Origin of the sequence: Ancylomarina sp. 16SWW S1-10-2 (assembly GCF_009669305.1) — a bacterium.
In the GTDB taxonomy this organism is placed as follows: Bacteria; Bacteroidota; Bacteroidia; order Bacteroidales; family Marinifilaceae; genus Ancylomarina.
In genome coordinates, this window is sequence record NZ_SADB01000011.1 from 115364 (window position 1) to 140696 (window position 25333).

Genomic DNA, 25333 nt, shown 5'->3' on the forward strand with positions numbered 1-25333 from the left:
ATAGATACTACTCTAATTTTTTGTTACTCAAATATTAATCGTTAGAAACGTAGCCATAACCATAGCCATATTTCTGAGTTTTTAAACCATTCATCACAAGTCCAACATTTTGAATATTTGCATCACTAAGCATTCTCATGTTCTGCTTAAGGTATTGCTTATTCGTATATTGATTTCTTACCACAAAAATATTTGTAGTTGAGTATGGTGTTAATAAGAAAGCATCAGTAACAATACCCATCGGACTAGTATCAATAATGATACAATCATATCGTTTTTCTAACTCCTCAAATAAGTCATGAGTTGCTTTAGAATCAACTAACTCGGCAGGGTTTGGTGGTATAGGTCCCGATACAATACAATCTAAATTTTTATATTGTGTAGATTGAATCACCTCATCGATGGTATTATTACCAATTAAATAGGTCGTTAAACCTAATTTCTCAGACAGACCCATATATTTTCCTAATTGTGGCTTTCTAAGATCAAAACCTAAAACAATAGTTTTTCTGCCAGCCAAAGCTAATATTCCAGCCATATTAACTGCACAAAAAGTTTTCCCTTCTCCTGACATTGAAGAGGTTACAAGAATTATTTGTTTCTCACCTGCTTTTTTAAAATAATCGAGACGTGTTCTTAATGATCTAAAAGCCTCAGTTATTGGTGATCTTGGAAATTTCTGTGTTAATACATCCCCTTCTTTTTTACTTAAGGCAATATGACCAACAATTGGGACGGAGGTAATTTCCTCAACATCTTCATCTGTTTGAATTTTATTATTAAAAAACTCTTTCAAAAGGATCAATAAAGCGGGTAAAATCAAACCTAATAAAACTCCTATTTGGAATATTCTATTTGTTTTAGGCTCAATTATATCTTCAAAATAAGCTTGTTCAATAATTTCATTGTCAGGAAGATTAGATGCTTTCTGGATTTGAGCCTCAACTCGTTTCTCCAATAGCATTGTATAAAGGTTATTAGTCAAGTCAAAATTTCTCTTAATATTCATAAACTGCTGTTCCTTACCAGGAAGCAGATTTTGTTCTCGAGAAATTCTAGCCTTTTGTTTCGCTATGACAGATTGCTGATGACCAATATACTCTTGCTGAGAATTAATATTTTCATAAAGGGTAGCCAATATTGTTGCCTCTTGCCTTTCCAATTTCTCTAGAATGGGATTATTTAATTTTTCTTTTCCTTTATATTGAAAAAGTGACGATCGAACCTTAGCTAACTGAGTAATATATTCATTTAAAACACTATGTTCTAAACCTACTGAAGCAGGAGAAATTAAATTATTATAATCTTCTCTTTTATTCAAATATCCTTTTAACCGCTCAAAAAATGAAGCTTGCATTTGTAGCTTTAATGCTTGAGAATCGATTTCTTGCAATCGAGAATAACCGGCCTCAACCTGTACTGTAGGCATAACCACTTTATTAGACGTTCTAAACCTTTGTAGCTTAGCTCCCATTCTCCCTAGAGTGTCACCTAAACCATAAAGTTGCTGGTCAATAAAAGAGATTGTATTATTAGCTATCGAATTTTTATGATCTAATCCATTTTGAATCCACACGTCCATCAACTTATCTAAAAAAACTTTCGATTTTTCGAAACAAGTCCCAGTGGTAGACATATATGCAATGGAAGCTCCTTTTGCGGCATAGGATACTTGAATATTTTTAAAATCATTAATCATCCTTTTATTATCACGGATAATAAAGAAAAAATCGTTGTCATCTAATAATTCTTCAAAATCAGGACTCAAACTTTCAATGGTAAAACCAAAATTTTGACCAACTATAACCTTATCCAATTCTAAACTTTCATCTAAGTTTATATTAGGAACAAAGTCTACATCTTCACCCTTAAAAAAATTATGAGCAATAAGATTCTCACCTTTTGCTGTTAACCTCAATTCTCCAAATTCGTTCTTTCTAATATGAAACTCAACACCTATTAACTGCGCTTGAGTAGGATCTAAAATAACATTAAATGGTTTATCAGAATAAAATTCTTGTATTCCATTTTGCCCTGTAGAAAATAGAAATCTCTTTACTACTTTAAAAATATTATCAGTATCATATCCATGAATATCAATAGAATTCCTAGAGAAATAACTTACATTAAAATCAAGTTGATTAAGAGTTTGTAGTATCTGAGATTCTGTTTTCAGTAATACAACTTGATTTTCAAAATTTTGCATATCAGGAGTAGAAAACCCGCTCATCATAGACATTTCTTCTGCCAGATAACCTTTAGACTCACTCTTAATCAACACTGTAGAATTAACTAAATACACAGGTGTTGTATTTTTATTAATAAAAAATGCGACGATTAGCCCAATAAAAACACAAATCACAAACCAGTACCACTTCTTTAAAAAAAGATAAATCCATTTTTTAATATTCGGCTTTTCTGGCTTAGTCATATTTCCAAGACTAAAAACATCATTATTTACTGGATTATCCTTATTAGTAGACTGATACATATAACTAGTATATAGGTGTGAAGTAAAATGGTGAGACTAACCAGAACTATTATCTTAGTGAATTAGCTAACAATATGAAAGTTATTAGACTGGTAACTATACCTAAAGAGAATGTTTCTCCAAAACCAAACATCTTAGCTTTTATAGGTTCCACATAAATAAGATCATTAGGTTGAATGTAGTAATTTTGACTATCTACGAGATTTATATCTGTTAAGTCAATAGTTATAGTTTTTGTTCCTTCTGAAGATGGTCGAACAATTTTCACTTTCTTTCTTTTCCCATATATCGTCAAATCTCCTGCTAATGAGATCGCTTCAAATATAGTTAGTTGATCCTTATTCATATTATACTGTCCAGGGGTATTCACTTCACCTAAAATAGTAAACTGTGTATTAGTTAACTGAACCTGAAGAGTGAAAGTGTCAATATGGTTTTTCAATATATCTTTCATTTTCGCTTTAACTTCTTTTAGAGTTAAGTCAACCACCTCTATCTGCCCAACATATGGAAAATCAATATTCCCCTCATCGCTAATCAAATAACTCTGAAATCTCATACTACTAGGATCACTCATTGTATTCATATTCATTTGTCCACCGTCAAGATTATAAAGACTTGCAACAGCTTCATCTGGAGTGAGAACTCGAATATATATATAATCTCGAGGTTGAATAGTATAAGCTTCAGTTACTTCAAAAGCCTTAGTATAAAGGTTGATATAACTTTTTTCACCACTGACATCCCTCATGTAAATAGTTTTTTTCTGAGGTATACAGGAAACGAAAATAAATAACGATAAAATGATAAGAGTATTTTTGAATTTCATATAGTTAATTTTTATTACTCACAGCAAATAACACTTAAGAGAGTATCTAGATTATAATATCCTGACAAACTATTTTTAAATTTCACTGCAGTATACAGTGCCCACCTACTTTAACGTATTGCAGATTTTTATAGCCAAAATTAAAAAGTAAAGCAACTGGTAAATCACCACCTTTTAAACTATCCATAAATGTATTTTCTTGCTCTTCTGATAAAAATGAATGTGTGTCTAATTCTACAACTATCTTATCATAACATACAAACTCCTCACTATTATCCAGTCTATTAGCATTTGATTTTGTTTTCCTTAAATAAGGAATATTTCTCAACTCCAACTCAAGTTCCATAACCTCTTTATAAACTTTATCTAAGCAACCATGTCCTAGTTGTTTATAAATATAATTTCCAACTTCAATAAGTTTATTAACTTCTACTTGATATGTGTTATTTTCCATGGTGGTATCATTTTTAGAATTAATATTCATTATTTTTTATGGTTACACTATTGTTATTTCTGGTTTTACGTACAATCAATCCATTCGCTATTTGACGCTAACTGTAATTGAGGATTCCAAAAAAAACAGAATAAATAGGAAAATGTATTTTTCTTTAAATCCAGTACAAACGACTCATGCTTTCTAATCGCATTGCAGGGTAATTCTTTTACTACTAAATCTAAATTCATCCCAAACAGTTTGAATTCATTTTCATCATTTGTCTTTTTATCCCGTGAGTTGTTAATCCAAATAAATCGGATGATCATATCATTAATCATCTCCAATCTTAAATTATTAACCTCGCCTAAATTACCAGTGGTAAGCTTCAGCCTAGTGATATCAGAATAACCCTCGGAATCGAAAGCATGTGTATTGAGTTTGCAAAACAAATTCTGACCACTCATCGCATTCCTTCTTGCTTCAGGATTCCAATAAGGTCTAATCAACTCATTGAGATTCCGACTTACAAACTGAGTAGCAGCTTTAAATTTACCTCGCTGATTAACTTGTCCTGGAGTCCTTGGGTTTTTAACCCTATTGGGTTTACTCCTGATATAAGTCTTACCATAGCGATGAGAAATAATCACAGGTCCTACGAGTCCAGTTAATAATTTATCTTTTATACTTGCCATAATTTATGGGATATAAACAGAGGCAGTATCATTTCTACATCTGTTGCATTACTAATTCTAAAAGGGAGTAAAGTGTAATTATTTAGGTGAGAATCTGTTTTATTTCAAGGTTTCTGTAACATTAAACAGGTGACTTTTCAGAACGAATATCAGTCTTAATCAACACAATAAAACCTCATCCGCTTTATAACATCTACGGCTCCATCCAAGCTTGCTCCAAACATACCCCAGCCTTGTTCCAGCTTTGTGTTAAGAAAAAAGCAAAAAAAACTGAATTAATTTCAGACATATTCTACCTCAATAGGAATTTTTAAGTGCTTAACTTCGTCCATCGAAATATCAGCATGAATACAGCATCCTAAACTTATAAAACGAAGAACAATTCTATGCCGTCCTCTTAATTGTAGAAGTTCTCCACGAACACCTTTTAACGGACCAAACGTTACTTCAAGATGATCTCCTTTCTTCAGACTGTTTTCAGTAATCTCAATATTACACCTTGTATCTTCGAGAAATATTTTTAACGATTCAATCTGAAAATCTGGTATTGGAACGGCACGACCTTCAAAACAGACGTAACGAACGGCCCAATATGAGTTAACTGCATCAAAATACTCTCGATCACTTACTCTGACAAACACATAAGAATTAAACAAAGGTGTTTCTACCCATTTCTTTCGATCACTCCAAACACGAAGTTCTTTTTTTAATGGCAAATAAGCTTCAATACCTTTTCCCTCAAGCTCACTATATAACTTTTTCTCCGATCGAGAGCGTGTATATAAGGCATACCATCTATATGTTCTTTTTAATACTTTCAATGGTTAGTTTTTTAAAGGTGTATAAAATCAGAAAAGTCTGATAAAATCAAATCTTTATAGGAGTAGCTTAGCACAGCTTCGCTCTTTCAGTCCCATTTATAAATTTTAAATGGAGCTTACTATAGAATCTATTCTTAGTAATAACTTTAGATTATTAAAATTAGAACCATTTATTTAATAATAAAAGATATGCAGGTCTGATTTGATAGATACGGTATCCAAGTGGGTAAACTAACAAAATATCCTGACCGAACTATATTTGATATTGTTAATACTACTAATCTAGATCACTAGATATAACAATACGTTTAGGCGTTTCAACAGTAATTTAACTGTCATATATTGATAACTAAAAGAATCACCAATACTCTTTAGAAAGATTATAAACAACCTATTATCACTACACATACAGCTTCATATGAACAAAGTATCATCATCAAAAAACAAAAGTAAATAGCACCTTGTTTAATGAATATTCTGATGATTTAACATGAATAAGTCCTCTTTTTTAAGTAATATAGTATGATCTTCTTTTTTTCTTGTTTAACTGCAATTCCTATCAAACAAAGATTATTGTAGAACTTGAGAGTATAGATGACATAATTAGTGTCATTATCGTAGAGTTTACAATTTAAGGGAGGTATAAGAAGACTAATCCTAACAAAACCAAAATTAGATACACATGAAAGAACTCCTAGAAAAAGGCATTGAAATCTTTGGAAGCAAAGCTGATTTCATAAATTGGATTGAAACTGAGAATGCAGACTTAGGAAATATTACTCCTGATTCTCTTCTTGATTCAACTCAAGGCTCTTCAATTATTTATGACTTATTAATGAAAATAGAACAGAGCAGAAAAGCATAGACACGAGGAATTAAACATTGGGAACGGGGCCTTTAAAAATCCCAACTCCTACCTATACAGTATATACAAAAAACTCCAATCTACTATAATTGTAAATTGGAGTTTAATAATTTAGGACCTAATTGTTCTACCTCACTTATAATTTTATTCAACTACAAATTTTAAAACCCCAAATGAAGAAGGAATATGAAAATCGGGTTTATCAACTTTCGGATTTATCCAAGATATCCATTTAAATTTCCCATTAGGATTAGGAAGCCTCAGGCAATATCCTCGATAAAGTCCAGCTTGTAGGATATTATCATTTAATAAGCCCAGTTCCTTTAAAGATGACAAGGTGATTTTCCCTTCAACAACATAGCCTTCATTTGTTTCCGATGATTTCACTTCCATATTATTATAACCAGGCCAGTTCCAGTTATATTCAAAATCACGATAATATCGAGTTTTATAATCTAAAACACGTCCTTTTGCATCCATCTCTAAGCAATAATAAGGATCTAGCTTTTCATTTTTTCGAAAAAAAATCTCTACTCGATCTGAATGAACGACTTCCATTTTGTGATTATTCTTTACAAAAGTCAGAACATTCTCATCTTCTACATCGAATCTAAAATAAAAATATGTTGCATCGAATAAAGCTCTAAAAATAGTTTTAGGAGCTTTGCTATCTTCCCATGGAAATGAAAATTCACCCAGAACATTTGCATGTTTCCAGATTGGATTCATACACTCTCCTTCGAACGAGTGCGTATTTACAACTATTTGTTTTACACTATATATCTTCATATTAGTTCGTTCTATATTCAAAATATTAATTTATCTATCAAACAATAAAGCCCTTTGCCTGCGTATAAAAATAAATGTTAGGTATAATATATACTGAAAGTATTTTAAAAATACTAGAAAGCCTAATCGAAATATTATCCTGTAGGAAACTGTGTGTAAGTATAGTAATCAGTCTGATAATTCACGCACCACTTTGAAAGCTATGATATTTTCCTATATTTGCTGCGAACCAAATAAAAAACCAGATGAGATATACCCTATTAATTTTAGTAATTGCCCTTTTTACATCATGCGATTCAGACACAAAAGAGACAACAATTAAAGATTACACAGTAGAAAATGAAGCCGAAATAAAGCAATATATAGAAGACAATCAACTTGAGGCACAAAAAACTGATTCCGGTTTATATTATATAATTGAAGAACAAGGAACTGGCGAGCAACCAACAGCTTACTCTAATGTTACTGTTGCTTACAAAGGTTATTACACAAATAAAGAAGTGTTTGATGAAAGTGACGATGATGGAATTTCTTTTCCTTTAAATGGCGTGATATCCGGCTGGACCGAAGGTATTCCCTATTTTAACGAAGGAGGGAAAGGTAAATTATTAATCCCATCACATTTAGCTTATGGATCGAGCTATTATAAAGGTATTCCTGGTGGTTCTGTTCTTATTTTCGACATTCACCTTATAACAGTAAATTAAGCTTTAACGAATTTAATCTGAAATTAAAAAAGGCTTGACTTAAAGTTTCCACTTTAAAGCAAGCCTTTTTCATATCATTATACTGAGCTTTTAAAACACAAGAACTTAAACACCATATTTTTCGTGCAAAGGCTGATTAATTATCTCGTGCAATTTAGTTTGTAATACTTCAGTATCTGCCTTTGTAAGTCCTTCTGTAGAAATTGGAGGGTGAATGACAACCTCTGCAACTCCAGGACAAGCATTACCCTTAAATAAACTGGCACGCTGCAGTCTTCTCCAGTTGGTCGTTTGAGTAACGGGCAAAATTGGAATTCCCATTTTAATGGCAATAGATACAGCTCCAGATTTGAACTCTCCAAGTTGGGGTGCGTTAGGAGGAATAGTCCCCTCAGGTAAAATGACTAAAGGAAAACCTTCGTTAACGACATCTATCATTGCTTTAAAGCTCTTTAAAGCTCCTACTCTACTGTGTCTATCAACCAAAATATTCATACCTGATGTATAAAAAATATGGAATAAAGGCCACTTCTCGATTTCCTTCTTACCTGTAAAAACAAAATGCTGGTCGAAAATAGCATATAAAGGTGCTGGATCGAGAAACGAGCTATGGTTAGAACAAATTAAGAAAGCTTGGTCTCTCAAAATATTCTCCCGCCCTTTTACTCTTAAATAGATTCCTGATCCCCATAACCAAATCTTAGAATAAACTCTAATAATTTTAAATGCTGTTGGAAACCTCTCTTTCTTAGAAAGAAAATATTTGAATATAGGATAGAATAGAACTAGGGTTAATACAAAGTAGATCAAAAAATAAATTTTGTATAAGAATTTAAAAGGGAATATAATATATTTCATTTGTAATACTTCTTTTATAGATAAGTGAAATATTGACTTTATAGATAAAGTGTTTTGAAAAGTCAATTCATAATTCTAACAAAATTATAATATCCTCAATAATTTCCATCATAATTCTTAAAAAGATCATTTTTACCTCACAGTAAATTCGTATTTAATTGATGAAACAAAATTTTAAAACATTGTATTTCACTTTTGATGCAAGCACTTTTTTTTAATCAATAGCATGCCATCTTGAAAAATAAAGATATCTTAGTCTTGAATTTATAAAAAAAGAAAATGCTTAGTCAACAACTCATACAATCGCCTGTTTTTAGAGGTATAGAAGCTGAAGAAATGGAGCTTATTCTCAAAAAAATTCAACACCGTATACGAAAATACAAAAAAGGAGATATGATAGCTTTTCGCGAAGATCGTTGCGAAAACTTAATGATTGTTCTTAGGGGAAGCGTTAAAGGTGAAATGCTAGATGTTTCTGGAAAAACGATTAAGATTGAAGATATTATGGCTCCTTACCCTATTGCTTCAGCTTTTCTTTTTGGACAAAAAAATCAGTTTCCTGTTAATGTCACTGCCAATGATGATGTTGAAATATTTTATCTTGAAAAACAAGCTGTGATAGAACTTTTTCAGGATAACAAGACATTCCTAATCAATTACTTAAATTCCATTTCGAACCGTTCTCAATTTCTAGCTCAAAAGCTTCTATTTTTAAGTTTTAAAACTATAAAAGGGAAACTAGCTAATTTCATATTAAAACAAGCAGCGCCAGATAAAGAAAAAATCAAACTGCCTAAATCTCAAGCTGAGATGGCTCAATTCTTTGGTGTTACTCGACCATCCTTCGCTCGTAGCCTTAAAGAAATGGAACAAGAAGGCATGATAGAAATTAATCGTCGTGAAATTAAAATCATAAATAAACCAGCCCTAATGCGATTGATGCAGCAATAATTTATTTATTAAATTTATAAATAAGCTGAATATTTCAACCACACACAGAGTATAACTATATAACAAGTACTTATAAAGCTTTCATAACTTCTTTATAACAGACATTTTAATCCTTTTCAGAAAAAAAATAATATTACTTTTATGCTCGAAAAAGGAAATATGATTTGACATGTCTTATAATGACATCATTCACGCCCTTTTTCGATTTATAAACGATAACAATATTCAAAATATATAAATACTTAAGTATGCACAACAAAATTAACATTAGCGATAAAATTTATTGGGTAGGGTGTAACGACAGAAGAACTCATCTTTTCGAGAATTATTGGCCTCTTCCTAAAGGAGTCGCATACAATTCGTATGTTATTGTTGACGAGAAAATAGCTATTGTAGATACCGTTGAGAAGGGTACAATGGATGAGTACCTTGATAATATTGAATTGGTATTAGATGGTCGTCAGGCTGATTACTTGATTGTAAACCACATGGAACCTGATCATTCAGGATCGATTCGTTCATTAACTGAGCGTTACCCTAATATGCAGATTGTTGGGAACAAAAAGACATTCCCAATGTTGAAAAATTTTTATGATATATCAGAAAACTTACTTGAAGTAAAAGAAGGTGATTCGCTTGATTTGGGTGAGCACAAGCTAAACTTTGCTATGGTGCCTATGGTGCACTGGCCAGAAACAATGGTCACTTTTGAATCTACAGAAGGCATTCTTTTCTCTGGTGATGCTTTTGGTGCCTTTGGTACTTTAGATGGTAGTATTTTCGATGATGAATTGGATCTAGAATATCTTGAGGAAGAAATTAGCCGTTACTATTCAAATATTGTTGGTAAATATGGTAGCCCAACTCAACAAGCACTTAAAAAAATAGCTCTTTTAGATGTTAAAATGATTTGCTCTACTCACGGTCCTATTTGGAGATCTCATGTTGATGAAATTATTGCGAAATACGACAAATGGAGTAAGTTTGATACAGACGAAGGAGTTGTGATTGTTTTCTCATCGATGTATGGTAATACTGAAAAGATGGCTGACAATATTGCTAGACAATTGGTTAAGCGTGGCATTAAAAAAATTAGAATTCACGATGCTTCCAAAACACACCCTTCTTATATCATTAACGATATTTTCCGTTTTCGTGGTGTAATTTTAGGATCTTGTGCATACAATGGTGGACTTTTTCCAGCTATGGAAACTCTAATTCACGAATTGCAAAGTATGTCTGTTAAGAACCACGTATTAGCCCTTTTCGGTTCTAAAGCTTGGGGAGGCGGAGGTGTTCGTACTCTAAGCAAATTTGCTGAAACAATTAAATGGGAAGTTGTTGCCGATCCTGCTGAAGCACTTTGTGCGCCTGCCGGAAAAGATTACGACCAATGCGAAATTATTGCTGAAAGCATGGCGAATCGTTTGAAAGAATTGTATAGCGAAAGTAAAGAGTAATTTAAGATATAAGACAAATTACAATTTATATAAGAACACGAAACGCCTTCGAGAAATCGGAGGCGTTTTTTTATAGATATATTTTCAATATTGTCCTAATAAACTGGCGCTTCGCCCAACCGAGCTTGCGAGCTCATGAGCTTTGTGAATAAACCAGACTTTGTTGTTGGTTTGATCCAAGAAACGAAGCAAAAAAAATCCCAACAGCACATGACATACTATTGGGATCAAATTCTCTAAAAATTGCCGAATCGCAACCTTTAACTTTTATTTCACTTCAATCAAACTGATCGCGGCACCTCCACCTGCTGCCAAATGCAAGTCAAGTGTTGATTTGGTATCTACAATTTGTTTTTCAATCTTGTAATCAGTTGGGTTTTTATCCCAATGAGCTTTGTCACCATCTAAATAAAGAGTTGCTTGGTATTTCTTCCCTTCTGGAAGAAAGTCGAGTTTAATGCTCATATCTCTTGCATTCTCATTGGTAATAGCACCCACAAACCAATTGTTTGATGCTCTATCCTGACGTGCAATAGTTACAAATTCACCAATTTCCCCATTTAGAACTTTAGATTGTTCCCAATTAACCACAACATCGCGGATAAATTGAAAAGCAGGATGCCCTTTATAATTCTCGATTAAATCGGGAACCATCTGAATTGGAGAATTTATAACCACATATAATGCTAACTGTTGTGCCAAAGTTGTGTTTACCTGATTGTTGGCCTTATAGGGTTTTAATTTAATATTGAAAATACCTGGCGTATAATCAATAGGACCTGCGAGCATACGCGTAAAAGCCACAATTGGAAGATGTTCTGCTGGGTTTCCACCATCGCTTGACCAAGCATTAAATTCTTGTCCACGTAATCCTTCACGAGATATTGCATTAGGGTAAGTTCGACGTAAACCCGTTGCCTTAATTGGTTCGTGCGCATTAACAGCCACCTTATATTTGGCGCCCATTTTCAAAGCACGACGGTAATTATTCACCATCCATTGTCCGTGATGATACTCTCCTTTTGGAATTAGTTTACCTACATATCCCGTTTTCACAGAATGAATACCCAATTTATTCATTAAGTGATAAGCCGTATCTAATTGTTGATTGTAAGTGCGAGGAGCTCCCGATGTTTCGTGATGCATAATCAGTTCAACACCTTTTTCTTTACCATAACGAACCACCTCAGGTAAATCGTAATCATCGTAGGCAGTTACAAAATCGAATACACCTTCACGGTCTTCGAAACCAATCCAGTGCTCCCAACCCGTGTTCCATCCTTCAACCAAGATGCCACCAATATTATTTTCCGATGCAAAGTCGATCAATTCTTTTGCATACTCAGTAGTCGCACCATGATTACCACTTGCCTTATCCCAAGTTTTGGTTCCCAAGTGCATATCCCACCAAATACCAACATATTTCATTGGTTTAAAGTAAGAAACATCACCAATTTTATTGGGTTCATTCAGGTTTACAATTAAATCTGACTCGATTAAATCGCCAGCTTTCTCAGCAATTTGAATAGTTCTCCAGGGTGTGTGAAATGGTAAGCTACGTTTTACTTTATAGTCCGTTCTATCAGATCCAACTAAAGTCGAAACCATCTTCATATTTGCCGTATCAACCTTAAGAGTCATTCCTGCATAATCAGTCAGATTTGCTTCATGAAAGCTTAAATAAACACCATCAGCCGTTTTCATACTTACTGGCGTATTCACCGCATTATTAGGAATTGAAGTTTGAGCCAAACTTGCATGATCACGTAATTTCGTTGCGTCAATCTCAGAAAACTGTGTTGTATGATAAAGATGTTCGTAAATATCCCAATCGCCAGGAATCCACCAAACTTTATGATCTCCAGTTAGATTAAACTCTGTATTCTCTTCGGCAATCAAAAGCTCTTTCACAGCTTCTTGCTCAGGAAAATCATATCTAAAACCTATACCATCGTTATAGGCTTTAAACTCCAAATTCATTTTTCGGTTAGGTGAGACCATTTCAACCAAAGCCACTACAAGTTGGTTAAAATGATCTTCGACCACGCGCTTTTCGCCCCAGGGCATTTCCCATGTCGAATTGCTGCTTGTTTGTTTTGCTGATACAATTTCCCATCCCGATTTAATAGCAGGCATATTGGTAAAATCGAAACCTAATGTCGAAGGGGCAATTACTGATTTACCATTGAAATTAACTTGATAAGTTGGCTGTCCACTTTCAAGATTAATAATTATTGCAATATGACCATCTGGTGATTTAAGTTCTTGTTCTTGTTTTTGCATATTGCTATTACAAGAAACCATAGCTATTGTCAGAATGACCAAGCCAAATAAAAGTCTTTTAATGTTCATGAGTTTATAATTAGATATGAATTGTCTTTCGATTATCAAAATAAAGGGATTGAAGTTCTAATAACTAAAATACAAACCAATATATAGATATATATTGACAATTAAAACATTAATAAGCTCAAAACGTGATAATTACATAAAACAAAAACACCTTAAGATATAGACGATATAAAAATGAATTTATACCGATTTTATCGCCATCACCTTTAAATCAAACTCATCGTTGGGATAGATAGAACGATTCCTAATTTTGGTTTTGTAGGTGTAAATGGTATTAACTGAGAGATTGAGTATGCTAGCTATTTTCTCGCTATCGGCAACGCCGATTCTAATCAGTGCAAAGATACGAAGATCGGTATTAAGGGATAAATCGTCCTTTAAATGTATGCCGTCCTTTTTATCGAAAAGTTGGTTAAAAGCTTGGACAAAATCAGGAAACAGCTTTAAGAAAATTCGATCGAAATCTTCGAAGAGACGTTTTCGTTCATTCTTAGAGTTATATTTCTTCAGCTCTTGTTCAATATTATCATAGGATTTGGTGATTAACTGTCGGGAGATGCTCTTCTTAAAATCTTCAAGCTTATCGATGTATTGCGAGCTAAAATTGAAATAATAGCCAATATACTCTTCCTTAATTTGACTGGCTTCTCGAAGCATTTCGTTCACATGAGTCAAATTCTGGTTACTACTTTCGATTTCTTTTCGCGCTTGTCTCAATTTCTGCAACTGACGCAGAATAATCAAGGAAAAAGCCAGAACTAACAAGCCGATAAGGCCAACTAACCTTTTCTGTTTATTCTCCTTCTGGAAACGAGCTGACTCGATTAAGGGTAATGTGTATGAAATTTCGAATTTACGCTGCTCTGAACCATAAAAATCAGCATCAGCTTTAGCTAAGAGAATGTATTGGTAAGCTTTATCAATATCTCCATCACGATAAAAAAGTTCAGCTAAAGAACGACAAGCAGTCGTTTCCTTTGTGGCTGATTTTATATCAGCAATACTAGCCTGCATCAGATAATCCTTTGCTTTTTTCGTTTCTCCACGGGCAGAATAAATAGAACCTAAGCCAGATGTAACAATGGCTTTCTCATGATCATTCAAATCAAATTGATTCAAAAGATTTAAATAATGTTTTTCGGCTTTTGATAAGTCTCCACTAACCATTTCTTGAAGAGCCATACCCAAAACTTTCTCAAAACATGGTTCTGGAAATTCATCAATCAATTTTCGACTGAAGTAATGCCCCTGTTCTTTATACTTATCACTATAATATTTATCTCTTGAATAAGCCGACAAATCATAATAAGCTCTATAAGCCGTACTATAAAATTCCTTTCTCTTTTGCTTAGATAAAAATTGATAATTAACTGTTTTTATCGTGTCAATAGAAGAAGTATAAAGTCCTTTTAATAGCATGATTAAACTTAGTTTCGACTTAGATTCTGCAATCTTAGCCTCATCCTTTAAACCATAAGCTAATCGGTTTGCCGTTTGTACATATTTGAATGCCGAATCGTAAACAAAATACTCATAAGCCTTAACCATTTGCATTAAAGCTGCAAACTCCTTATCTGTATTCTTCTCTTCCTTAACAGATTGCAAATTCTTCAGAAGTGTGCTAATTGTTTCTTTTTTGGCGGCATCAAGCTTATCTCGTTGTGAAATATTTTTATCCAATTGCTCCTGCCAATTTGATTGAGCAAAGCTAACCTGACAGAAAATAAATGAAGAAAATACTAGTAGAAAAAATACTCTTAGCATATTGAGACAATATAAGGATGAATTAAGAATTCAAAAGAAAGTATAAAAATAGAATAATTAAGGCAGATGCCAATCTGTTCGCCTAAATACTAAAGCATAATGAGTAAAAACAAAAAATGCTCAGAGACTAATCTCTGAGCATTTCCATCCTAATTGTTTAAGACTAACTACAATCTCAAACCCACACTAACTGTAAACTATATATTTTTCACAAAATTAGCTAACCAATCACCAACTTCAGAAGTAGAATATGCTTTTTTACCATCGGCAATATCTTCTGTTACAACACCAGCTTCAAGCGACATATCGACTGCTTTACGAATTAAGGCTCCCTCTTTCATCATACCAAATGCATATTCAAACATCATAGCTGCTGAAAGAACAGTGGCACATGGGTTGGCAATATTCTTACCTGTAGCCTGAGGATATGAACCGTGAATTGGCTCAAAAACAGAAGTATGAACGCCAATTGATGCAGATGGTAACATACCCATTGAGCCTGCAATAACACTAGCCTCATCGGTTAATATATCGCCAAACATATTCTCAGTAACCATGACATCAAAACGTTTAGGACAAGTAATAATTTGCATCGCTGCATTATCAACAAACATGTATTCCACTTCAATTTCTGGAAATTCAGGCTCAATTCGCTGAGACACTTCTCTCCACAATCTTGATGTAGCCAATACGTTTGCTTTATCAACAATCGTTAACTTTTTGCGACGTTTTCCCGCATATTCAAAACCCAAACGAACAATTCTTTCAATCTCCTCTACAGTATAAACACAAGTATCATAGGCTGTTTGTCCATCTTCCGAACGACCTTGAGGACGACCAAAATACATACCACTTGTTAACTCTCGAATACACATAAAATCTGCTCCATCAACCAATTCTAACTTTAAAGGCGATTTATGAATTAAAGATTTAAATGTATTTACGGGGCGAAGATTCGCATACAAACCTAATTTTTTACGCATGGCTAACAAGCCTTGTTCAGGACGTACTTTTGCCGATGGATCGTTATCAAACTTTGGATGTCCAATCGATCCGAACAAGACAGCATCCGAATTCATACACAATTCATGTGTTTCATCGGGATAAGGATTACCTACTTTATCAATTGCAACAGCTCCTACAAGCGCTTCGGTATATTCAAAATCATGTCCAAACTTTTCAACAACTGCATCAATTACTTTTCTTGCTTGAGTTACGATTTCTGGACCGATTCCGTCTCCTGCTAATACTGCTATTTTGTATGTCATTATTTTAAGATATTTAGGTATGAAACTTCAGATTTAAGATAGATGAATAAACAATTTTAAAATTTATCAAAATCTGGTTACCTATTTTTAGTTCTATTTATTATTAATTGGAAATTGCTCATTGACTATATTATCATGTTGCTCTACCAAATTTAACATTCGAAGAGTCGCTTTTATTGCTGCTTCAATCTGATCAGGATCCAAACCTTTTGTTTTATATTCTTTTCCCTTATAATTCCAAGTAATTAAAGCTTCTACAAGAGCGTCTGTTTTTCCTCCCGGAGGTATTTGCACTAGGTAATCTATAAGTACAGGTTTATCTTTCCCCAACTCTTCATAAATACTCCAAATGGCATTCATAAAAGCATCGTATTGACCATCTCCCGAAGATGTTCCTTCGTACATTTCCCCATTGACTTCCAAATTAATAGACACAAATGGACGCATTCCTTTCGAAAGTGATAATGAGTAATGCTTGATCTGAATTGGCATTTCTTCCATTGCATGATTGAGAACATCAGAAACAATGTATGGCAAATCGTCAATGGTAACCGTTTCTTTTTTATCGCCTAATTCAATAACTCTTTGGGTAATTAGTTTCATTGTTTCCTCTTCCAAAACAATACCCAATTCCTCCAAATTTTTCTTGATGTTCGCTTTGCCCGAAGTTTTTCCTAAGGCATACTTGCGTTCACGTCCAAATCGTTCTGGCAATAATCGATTAAAATACAAATCATCTTTAGAATCGCCATCGGCATGAACACCACAGGTTTGAGTAAAAACATTTTCTCCAACTAGAGGCTTGTTGGTAGGAATTCTAATTCCTGAGAAAGTCTCAACAATTCGACTTACCGTATTAATTTTATTCTCATCAACATTAATCTTTCTATCTAAATGATCATTAATAACACCTACAACGGATGCCAAAGGCGCATTACCCGCTCTTTCTCCAAGACCATTAACGGTTGTATGGATACCATTCATTCCTGCTAAAACTGCAGAATAAACGTTGGCAAGTGCTAAATCATAATCATTATGAGCATGAAAATCAAAATGAAGTTTGGGATATCTTTCACGACAAGCAAAACAAAAATCGAAAGTTTGAACCTGATTCATAACGCCCAACGTATCAGGCAACATGAAACGTTCAATATTTTCATTTTGCAATTCATCCAAAAGGTACAAAACGTATTCTCTTGATGCAATCATTCCATTCGACCAATCTTCTAAATACAAGTTGACCTTAATCCCCAAACTTGAAGCATATGCAATGGCATCTTTCACATCCTGAACATGTTGTTCTGGCGTTTTTTTAAGTTGACCTTGCAAATGTTTTAACGAACCTTTTGCCAATAAATTAACAACTCTTGCGCCGCTTGCATGAATCCAATCTAAAGAAGCCGTACCATCAACAAAACCCAACACCTCAATTTTATCCAAGTAGCCATTTTCATCCGCCCACTTTGTAATTCGTTGTACAGCTTGAAATTCTCCTTCTGATACTCTAGCTGAGGCCACTTCAATTCGATCAACTTTTAAAGATTGAAGCAAGAGCTTCGCCATCCCTAGTTTTTCCTTCGAATTAAAACTAACCCCAGAAGTTTGTTCGCCATCCCTAAGGGTGGTATCCATTATTTCTAGGCTACGCAGTTCTGTCATCTTACACTTCCTCTATTAATTTTTAGCTTCAAAAGCTTCTATTTTTTCTTTTCTATTGAGAAGGAAATCGATATCATCAAAACCATTCAATAGGCAATTTTTCTTATAAGGGTTAATAACAAATTCCTCACTTTTCCCATTTAAGCTGATGGTTTGTTTTTCTAAATCAACAACAAGCTTTTGACTTTTATCAGCCTCTACCGACTTAAACATATCATTCAAAAACTCTGGAGATACCGTAACTGGAAGTACACCATTATTCAAAGCATTATTTTGAAAGATATCGGCAAAGAAACTACTTACAACGACTTTAAACCCATAATCGTGAATTGCCCAAGCGGCATGTTCTCTTGATGAACCACTACCAAAGTTTTTTCCTCCAACTAAAATTTGTCCCGAATATTCTGATTTATTCAAAACAAAATCAGCATTTTCTGATCCATCTGGCGCATATCTCCAATCGCGAAAAAGATTTTCGCCAAAACCTTCACGACTCGTCGCCTTTAAAAATCGTGCTGGAATAATTTGGTCTGTATCCACATTTTCTACTGGAAGAGGCACATAGCTCGATTCCAATGTGATAAATTTATCTACTGACATAATATTTTCTTTAAGCAATTAGCTTTTGACTATCGGAATAACCATTTGCTAAAAATGTTAATGGTATTTTGATTAAAACAATTCACGTGGATCAGAAATGACTCCAGTTATAGCAGCAGCAGCGGCAGTTAATGGACTAGCCAATAATGTTCTTGCTCCTGGTCCTTGTCTTCCTTCAAAGTTTCTGTTCGAAGTAGAAACGCTGTATTTCCCTGCTGGAACTTTATCGTCGTTCATGGCCAAACATGCCGAACATCCTGGCTGACGCATTTTAAATCCTGCTTCTTCTAAAATCTCTACCAATCCTTCTTTTATCGCTTGCTTTTCAACTTGTTTCGATCCAGGAACAATCCATGCAGTAACTGAGTCTGCTTTTTGCTTTCCTTTTACAGCTGCTGCAAAAACACGAAGATCTTCTATACGTCCGTTAGTACAAGAACCTACAAAAACATAATCAATTTTTTTTCCGAGCATTTTATCTCCCAAATCAAAACCCATATAATCCAATGACTTTTTGAAAGACATCAATTCTGTAGGCTCAATATCTTTCTCATTGGGGATGCTACCTGAAATACCAATACCCATTCCTGGATTGGTTCCATACGTTAACATCGGTTCAATATCTGAAGCTTTGAAAGTATATTCTTTATCAAATTTTGCTCCTTCATCCGTTTTTAACTCTTTCCATTTAGCAACTGCCTTCGTCCACTCATCTCCTTTTGGAGCAAACTCACGACCTTCTACATAATCAAAAGTGGTTTGGTCAGGAGCAATCATACCACCACGAGCACCCATTTCGATACTCATATTACAAACGGTCATACGACCTTCCATACTTAAACTGCTAACAGCCGAACCTGCATACTCTACAAAGTAACCCGTTGCTCCACCTGTTCCCAGTTGAGAAATCACATAAAGAGTAAGGTCTTTTGCCGAAACTCCTTTTTGCAATTCACCATCAATAGTAATTAGCATTTTTTTAGGTTTAGGCTGCAGAATACACTGAGTAGCTAAAACCATTTCGACTTCAGAAGTACCAATTCCAAAAGCAACAGCTCCAAAAGCGCCGTGAGTAGACGTATGACTATCACCACAAACCAAAGTCATTCCTGGTTGTGTATGTCCTAGTTCAGGTCCAACAACATGAACTATACCATTGTGAGGTGTATTTAATCCATAAAGGGTAATATTATTTTTCTCACAGTTTGCTGTCAATGTTTCCACTTGTTTTCTCGACAACTCATCCTTAATGGTTAGATGTTGATTTTCTGTGGGAATGTTATGATCAGGTGTTGCGATGGTATTTTCAGGTCGTAAAACCTTTAATCCTCTCGCTTCCAGTCCAGAGAATGCCTGTGGACTAGTTACCTCATGAACTAAGTGCTTATCGATATAAAACACACTAGGACCACCATCAATTTTCTCAACAACGTGCGCATCCCATACTTTATCAAATAATGTTTTTGGTTCCATAATACTCTCTATAATGCTATTCTGTATATAATTTTTTCCTTTTAACTATCTTAAACGACCTTGGCTAAGGCATCGACCAATGCTTCAACCGAGGCAGTAACAATGTCGATATTGGCTCCAAATCCGTAATACATTTTCCCTTTGTGATTCAACTGAACATGTACTTTACCTAGATCATCACTACCTCGAGTCAAAGTCTGAACAAGAAACTCTTCCAAAGAAAACTCCTTTTTAATAATTTTTTTGACTGCACTAAAACAAGCATCGATAGGTCCATTGCCTTCAGCAGTTGCTGCGCAAGATTCGCCTCTAATTTTAAGATGAACCGTTGCCATAGGAATAGTCGATTTACCAGCTACAACTTGCAATAATTCCAATTCTACTGATTTCGTCTCCGAATTTTGATCGCCCATTAACTCAGACAAATCGTGTTCGTTAATATTCTTTCTCTCATCAGCCATCACCAAGAATCGAGCATAAGCGTCATCTAATTCGCCCTTAGACAAGGTGTAACCCATATCAGTTAAGTGATGATTCAATGCTGCCCGTCCACTTCGTGCAGACAAGATGATTGCAGATTCTTTAATTCCAACATCAACAGGATCGATAATTTCATAATTTTCACGGTTTTTCAACACGCCATCTTGATGAATTCCTGAAGAATGAGCAAAAGCATTACGACCAACAATAGCTTTATTAGCTTGTATTGGCATATTCATCAAAGAGGAAACCAATCGACTTGCCTCAAAAATACCTTTGGAGTTAATCTTAGTATGAAATGGCAAACCATGATGTGTTTTTATCGCCATCACAACCTCTTCGAGTGCCGTATTTCCAGCACGTTCACCAATACCATTCATAGTCACCTCAATTTGACGTGCACCATTAAGTGCACCACTTAAAGAGTTGGCTGTAGCCATTCCTAAATCATTATGACAATGAGTAGACAAGATTGCCTTGTGTACATTGGGAACATTCTCCATCAAAAATTTGATTTTTGCTCCATACTCACCTGGTAGGCAATAACCTGTTGTGTCAGGAATATTGATAACAGTTGCTCCTGCTTTAATCACCGCTTCAACAACTCTTGCCAAGTACTCGTTATCCGAACGACCAGCATCCTCAGCGTAAAATTCAACATCCTCAACGTAACGTTTCGCATATTTTACTGCTCTAACAGCACGATCAAGAATCTCATCGGGATTCGAATTTAGTTTGGATACGATATGATATGGAGATGTTCCAATTCCTGTATGAATACGCCCCCTTTTAGCAAATTTAAGTGACTGAGCTGCAACATCTATATCTTTTTCTACTGCACGAGTCAATGCACATACAATAGGATTACTTACAGCCTTGGCTATTTCGACCACCGATTGAAAATCGCCTGGACTTGAAACAGGGAAACCAGCTTCAATCACATCAACTCCCAAAACTTCAAGAGTTCTAGCAACTTCAATCTTCTCAATAGTATTCAACTGGCAACCGGGGACTTGCTCCCCATCTCGCAAAGTTGTGTCAAAAATATATATTCTATCACTCATCTTTTTGTAATATTTGTGGTTAAGTCATTTCGATTAAGAGCAAAAAAAAATCCTTCCTTATGGGAAGAACTTCGTATAATTATCAGATATCCTGATTTAAATTATACCACAGTCTTCCCTATCGATTTTTCTATTAAGAGATCGAGAGTGAGAATTAAATAAATAAGAATAATATTCATTTTATTTTTCATTACTGTGATACTTTGGAATGGAGACATCTTCTCGATTGCTAAACAAATCTAAAAATTTAACTAGCCTAGTGAAAACAAATAATACCATCAGATTACGATCTTCAAATCAATATAACACGACTAGATTTCAACTACACACAAGTACAAATACATAACAATCAGAGGGTTAACAAAACACACCTTATTCTAAAAGCATGGGTTACCCAAGCATGTTTTACAACAATCAAGCCTCATATTTCTTTTTAAAATTTACATATAAAAAAAACAGGAATCAGTTATAAAGCGATCTCCTGTTTTCACAATTCATTGTTTTTGGTCAATATTTAAACGATTAACTGAAATAAATCAGCCTTGTCATTAAGGTATTCAAAAATAAAATTTCGCTCTCTCATTCTTTCCTGTAAACGTTTCAATCCCCCAGATTCATGAACCTCAATTCCAATTACAGCAGGACCTTTTTCACGACTACTTTTCTTGTAATATTCAAAATGTGTTATATCATCACCCGTATCAAGAACGTCATTCACAAATTCTTTAAGAGCTCCAGACCTTTGTGGAAAACGAACAATAAAATAATGTTTCAAACCTTCATACAAAAGGCTACGTTCTTTTATTTCTTCCATTCTAGTTATGTCGTTATTGCTACCACTTAAGACACAAACAACATTTTTACCTTTTATTTTATCAGCCATCAAATCTAAAACAGCAATAGACATAACTCCTGCTGGTTCTGCAACTATGGCATCCTCATTATACAAACGCAATATGGTGGAACAAATTAAACCTTCTGGAACAATTAAAACATCATCCAAAACCTTATCACAAATTTTCCATGTGTAATCACCAACCTTTTGGACGGCAGCACCGTCAACAAAACGATCAATATTTTCAAGGGCGAGATTGCATTTATTGTCTAAAGCCAATTTCATAGATGGAGCACCTGCTGGCTCAACGCCAATAATCTTAGTATTAGGACTAAACTCTTTAATCCAAGCACCTACACCTGAAGCCAATCCACCACCACCAATAGGCAAAATTACATAGTCAATTGGCTCACTACATTGTTGCAATATTTCTAAGCCAATAGTTCCCTGTCCCTCAATTGTTTTAGGATCATCGAAAGGATGAATAAAGGTCTTTCCAGATTCCTTAGCATCAGATATTGCTTTAGATGAAGCATCATCGAAAGTATCTCCTATGAGAAATATTTCAACAAACTCACCACCAAACATTTTTACTTGATTAATTTTCTGACGAGGTGTTGTTTCAGGCATATAAATGCTTCCAAAACATTTTAGTTTCTGGCAAGAGTAAGCAACACCTTGTGCATGATTTCCAGCACTAGCGCATACAATTCCCTTATTTAAATTTTCTTTAGAGAGACTTGATATTTTATTATAAGCACCTCGAATCTTGTAAGAACGAACCAACTGCAAATCTTCTCTTTTTAGATAAATATTTGCCTGATGTCGTTTAGATAAGTTAAGATTCTTAAGTAATGGAGTTTCCACAGCGACATCCTGAACCTTCTTATTCGCTTTGACTATCTCCGACATTTGTGGATAGTATTCTTTCATATTTTCTGACAAAATTTTTCTTTTAAAGTTCAAAGAATTCTGAACCACTTATCCTATGTTATCCTATATAAACTACAGTTTATATAAATAAACTATTAGTACCCCAAATGGATTTGGAGCACTAATAGTTTATTGCAAATTAATAATTGAGTAAATTTTCATTCACACATCATAACTAACTTCTAATTATTTTCTGGACGAAGCTTACGAACGGCTTTTCCTGTTTCCCACATTTCGCTTTCACGCATTTCTTTCAATTCAGCATTCAATTTCGCACGATAGTCAGCCTGAGAGTTAGAATCGATAGAACGTTGAGCTTCCTTACCAGCTTTAACATCTTTATATAACTTTTCGAACACAGGTTTAGTTGCATCACGGAAAGGCTTCCACCAATCTAATGCTCCACGTTGTGCCGTAGTTGAAGTATTGGCATACATCCAATCCATTCCATTTTCAGCAATTAAAGGCATTAAACTCTGAGTTAATTCCTCAACAGTTTCATTAAAAGCCTCAGATGGCGAGTGACCATTAGCACGCAATACATCAAATTGAGCTGCAAAAATACCTTGGATACATCCCATCAAAGTTCCACGCTCACCTGTTAGGTCAGAATATACTTCACGCTTAAAAGTTGTTTCGAAAAGGTAACCCGATCCTACACCAATTCCCAAAGCAACAACACGATCGAAAGCACGACCCGTTGCATCTTGGAAGATTGCATATGAAGAATTCAACCCACGACCTTCAAGGAACATACGACGCAAACTCGTTCCTGAACCTTTAGGCGCAATAAGAATTACATCAACATCTGCTGGAGGTACAATACCTGTTCTTTCCTTGTAAGTGATACCAAAACCGTGTGAAAAATAAAGAGCCTTACCTGGCTTCAAATATTTTTGAACAGTTGGCCAAACTTCAATCTGACCTGCATCTGACAATAGATATTGGATTACAGTACCTTTATCTAAAGCTTCTTCAATCTCGAAAAGATCTTTACCAGGAACCCAACCGTCAGCAATGGCTTTATCCCAAGTTTTAGAATCCTTACGCTGGCCAACAATTACGTTAAAACCATTGTCTTTAAGATTTAGTGACTGACCTGGACCTTGTACACCATAACCGATTACTGCAATGGTTTCATCCTTCAATACTTCACGTGCTTTCTCCAATGAGAATTCTTCACGTGTTACAACTTGTTCTTCTGTTCCTCCAAAATTTATTGTTGCCATCTTTTTTGATTTTTTTGATTTGGAACGTTAGATCGATTTTTATCAACACTAGCTCCTAAATCTTTATTGTTATTGATTTATTTCTTGTTCGAGCCTTTCAGCCTTATTTTTATATACTTATGCTTTTCCCCAAGTTTTACTTGGGTTTCACTCCAGTTTATTCGAATTATATCCCTTCAAGATATTTTCAATCATAATTCTGTATTAGCTTGCCTCAGCCAATCCTTTTAAATAGGATGTGAAATCTTTCTGAGAAGTTGAAATGGCTACTCGACCCGATCGAGCAAATTGCAAAACGCCATACGGCTCAAGTTCTTGAAATAACTCTTGATTTCCAGCCTTATAACCAACTCTCTCAATGACCAAAAAATCAGGACCTACCGTTAAGATCCTTGCGTTATGATTTCTCACCAAAGCTTCCAAATTACCATTCAATTTGTTTGAAATTGCAATTTTGATCAAAGCCACTTCCTGATGAACAATTTCTTCTGCCTCAAAATAGATAGCTTTAAAAACGCCAATAATCTTTTCAATTTGTAAGACGATATTTTCAACCTTACCCTCATCCATAAAAGCTACAATTGTATATCTTGAAACGCCTTTTACTTCCGATTCCGAAACTGTTAAGCTCTCTATATTAATTTTACGCCTTGAAAAAACAATGGTTATTTCATTCAGTAGACCTATATTATTTTCTGAAAAAACTGTTATTGTATACTCTTGCATTATTCTTAGTATTTAATAGTTAATAGCTAGTATCAAGTAATGAGATGATTT

Annotated in this window: 21 protein-coding genes; 4 read left to right on the forward strand and 17 right to left on the reverse strand. The window is 34.4% G+C overall.

The annotated features are described in order from the left end of the window. Positions 1-34: 34 nt before the first annotated feature. From EMN46_RS11040 to EMN46_RS11060, 5 genes are all read right to left on the reverse strand, one after another. Entirely contained in the window at positions 35-2491 is a 2457-nt protein-coding gene (locus tag EMN46_RS11040; RefSeq protein WP_154200866.1) for a polysaccharide biosynthesis tyrosine autokinase, read from the reverse strand. Between the two features lie 49 nt (positions 2492-2540). After that, complete coding sequence (locus EMN46_RS11045) at positions 2541-3320, reverse strand: polysaccharide biosynthesis/export family protein (protein WP_154200867.1); 780 nt, start codon at positions 3318-3320, stop codon at positions 2541-2543. A gap of 82 nt (positions 3321-3402) precedes the next feature. Continuing rightward, a complete protein-coding gene (locus EMN46_RS11050) occupies positions 3403-3774 on the reverse strand; it encodes a GxxExxY protein (RefSeq protein ID WP_195715248.1) in 372 nt (123 codons plus the stop codon). A 65-nt stretch (positions 3775-3839) separates the two neighbouring features. Continuing rightward, complete coding sequence (locus tag EMN46_RS11055) at positions 3840-4448, reverse strand: DUF6266 family protein (RefSeq protein WP_154200869.1); 609 nt, start codon at positions 4446-4448, stop codon at positions 3840-3842. Positions 4449-4729: 281 nt separating this feature from the next. Then, positions 4730-5269 carry a UpxY family transcription antiterminator gene (locus EMN46_RS11060; RefSeq protein ID WP_154200870.1) on the reverse strand — a complete coding sequence of 180 codons (540 nt, stop codon included), beginning with the start codon at positions 5267-5269 and terminating at the stop codon, positions 4730-4732. Positions 5270-5951: 682 nt separating this feature from the next. Here EMN46_RS11060 and EMN46_RS11065 point away from each other — a divergent pair. Beyond that, positions 5952-6134 (forward strand): MbcA/ParS/Xre antitoxin family protein, encoded by a 183-nt coding sequence (locus EMN46_RS11065; protein WP_154200871.1) that lies wholly within the window; start codon positions 5952-5954, stop codon positions 6132-6134. Between the two features lie 144 nt (positions 6135-6278). Here the strand turns inward: EMN46_RS11065 and EMN46_RS11070 are convergent, their stop codons facing one another. Then, positions 6279-6923: a carbohydrate-binding family 9-like protein gene (locus tag EMN46_RS11070; RefSeq protein WP_154200872.1), complete on the reverse strand. Its 645-nt coding sequence runs from the start codon at positions 6921-6923 to the stop codon at positions 6279-6281. 245 nt (positions 6924-7168) lie between these two features. On the opposite strand from EMN46_RS11070, the gene EMN46_RS11075 reads away from it, so the two are divergent. Further along, positions 7169-7630 (forward strand): FKBP-type peptidyl-prolyl cis-trans isomerase, encoded by a 462-nt coding sequence (locus EMN46_RS11075; RefSeq protein WP_154200873.1) that lies wholly within the window; start codon positions 7169-7171, stop codon positions 7628-7630. 105 nt (positions 7631-7735) lie between these two features. Here the strand turns inward: EMN46_RS11075 and EMN46_RS11080 are convergent, their stop codons facing one another. Next, positions 7736-8488 carry a 1-acyl-sn-glycerol-3-phosphate acyltransferase gene (locus EMN46_RS11080; protein ID WP_154200874.1) on the reverse strand — a complete coding sequence of 251 codons (753 nt, stop codon included), beginning with the start codon at positions 8486-8488 and terminating at the stop codon, positions 7736-7738. A gap of 279 nt (positions 8489-8767) precedes the next feature. Here EMN46_RS11080 and EMN46_RS11085 point away from each other — a divergent pair, with 279 nt between their 5' ends. Together EMN46_RS11085 and EMN46_RS11090 are read left to right on the forward strand one after the other, a co-directional pair. Further along, entirely contained in the window at positions 8768-9439 is a 672-nt protein-coding gene (locus tag EMN46_RS11085) for a Crp/Fnr family transcriptional regulator (RefSeq protein WP_154200875.1), read from the forward strand. Between the two features lie 248 nt (positions 9440-9687). Further along, positions 9688-10899 carry an FprA family A-type flavoprotein gene (locus EMN46_RS11090; RefSeq protein WP_154200876.1) on the forward strand — a complete coding sequence of 404 codons (1212 nt, stop codon included), beginning with the start codon at positions 9688-9690 and terminating at the stop codon, positions 10897-10899. Positions 10900-11166: 267 nt separating this feature from the next. Here the strand turns inward: EMN46_RS11090 and EMN46_RS11095 are convergent, their stop codons facing one another. From EMN46_RS11095 to ilvN, 10 genes are all read right to left on the reverse strand, one after another. Continuing rightward, positions 11167-13251 carry a glycoside hydrolase family 97 protein gene (locus EMN46_RS11095; RefSeq protein ID WP_229130339.1) on the reverse strand — a complete coding sequence of 695 codons (2085 nt, stop codon included), beginning with the start codon at positions 13249-13251 and terminating at the stop codon, positions 11167-11169. A gap of 180 nt (positions 13252-13431) precedes the next feature. Beyond that, entirely contained in the window at positions 13432-15015 is a 1584-nt protein-coding gene (locus tag EMN46_RS11100) for a DUF6377 domain-containing protein (RefSeq protein ID WP_154200877.1), read from the reverse strand. A 197-nt stretch (positions 15016-15212) separates the two neighbouring features. Then, positions 15213-16283 carry a 3-isopropylmalate dehydrogenase gene (leuB, locus tag EMN46_RS11105; RefSeq protein WP_154200878.1) on the reverse strand — a complete coding sequence of 357 codons (1071 nt, stop codon included), beginning with the start codon at positions 16281-16283 and terminating at the stop codon, positions 15213-15215. Positions 16284-16376: 93 nt separating this feature from the next. Further along, entirely contained in the window at positions 16377-17942 is a 1566-nt protein-coding gene (locus EMN46_RS11110; protein ID WP_229130340.1) for an alpha-isopropylmalate synthase regulatory domain-containing protein, read from the reverse strand. 15 nt (positions 17943-17957) lie between these two features. After that, on the reverse strand, positions 17958-18542 hold the full coding sequence (leuD, locus tag EMN46_RS11115; RefSeq protein WP_154200879.1) for a 3-isopropylmalate dehydratase small subunit: 585 nt from the start codon (positions 18540-18542) through the stop codon (positions 17958-17960). Positions 18543-18614: 72 nt separating this feature from the next. Next, positions 18615-20015, reverse strand: coding sequence for a 3-isopropylmalate dehydratase large subunit (gene leuC / locus EMN46_RS11120; protein WP_154200880.1), 1401 nt, complete (start codon positions 20013-20015; stop codon positions 18615-18617). Between the two features lie 50 nt (positions 20016-20065). After that, positions 20066-21559, reverse strand: a complete 1494-nt coding sequence (locus EMN46_RS11125) for a 2-isopropylmalate synthase (RefSeq protein ID WP_154200881.1) — start codon at positions 21557-21559, stop codon at positions 20066-20068. Between the two features lie 514 nt (positions 21560-22073). Next, on the reverse strand, positions 22074-23327 hold the full coding sequence (gene ilvA, locus EMN46_RS11130) for a threonine ammonia-lyase IlvA (protein ID WP_154200882.1): 1254 nt from the start codon (positions 23325-23327) through the stop codon (positions 22074-22076). Between the two features lie 182 nt (positions 23328-23509). Then, positions 23510-24556: a ketol-acid reductoisomerase gene (gene ilvC, locus EMN46_RS11135; RefSeq protein ID WP_154200883.1), complete on the reverse strand. Its 1047-nt coding sequence runs from the start codon at positions 24554-24556 to the stop codon at positions 23510-23512. Between the two features lie 204 nt (positions 24557-24760). Next, positions 24761-25282 (reverse strand): acetolactate synthase small subunit, encoded by a 522-nt coding sequence (ilvN, locus tag EMN46_RS11140; RefSeq protein WP_154200884.1) that lies wholly within the window; start codon positions 25280-25282, stop codon positions 24761-24763. Positions 25283-25333 lie beyond the last annotated feature (51 nt).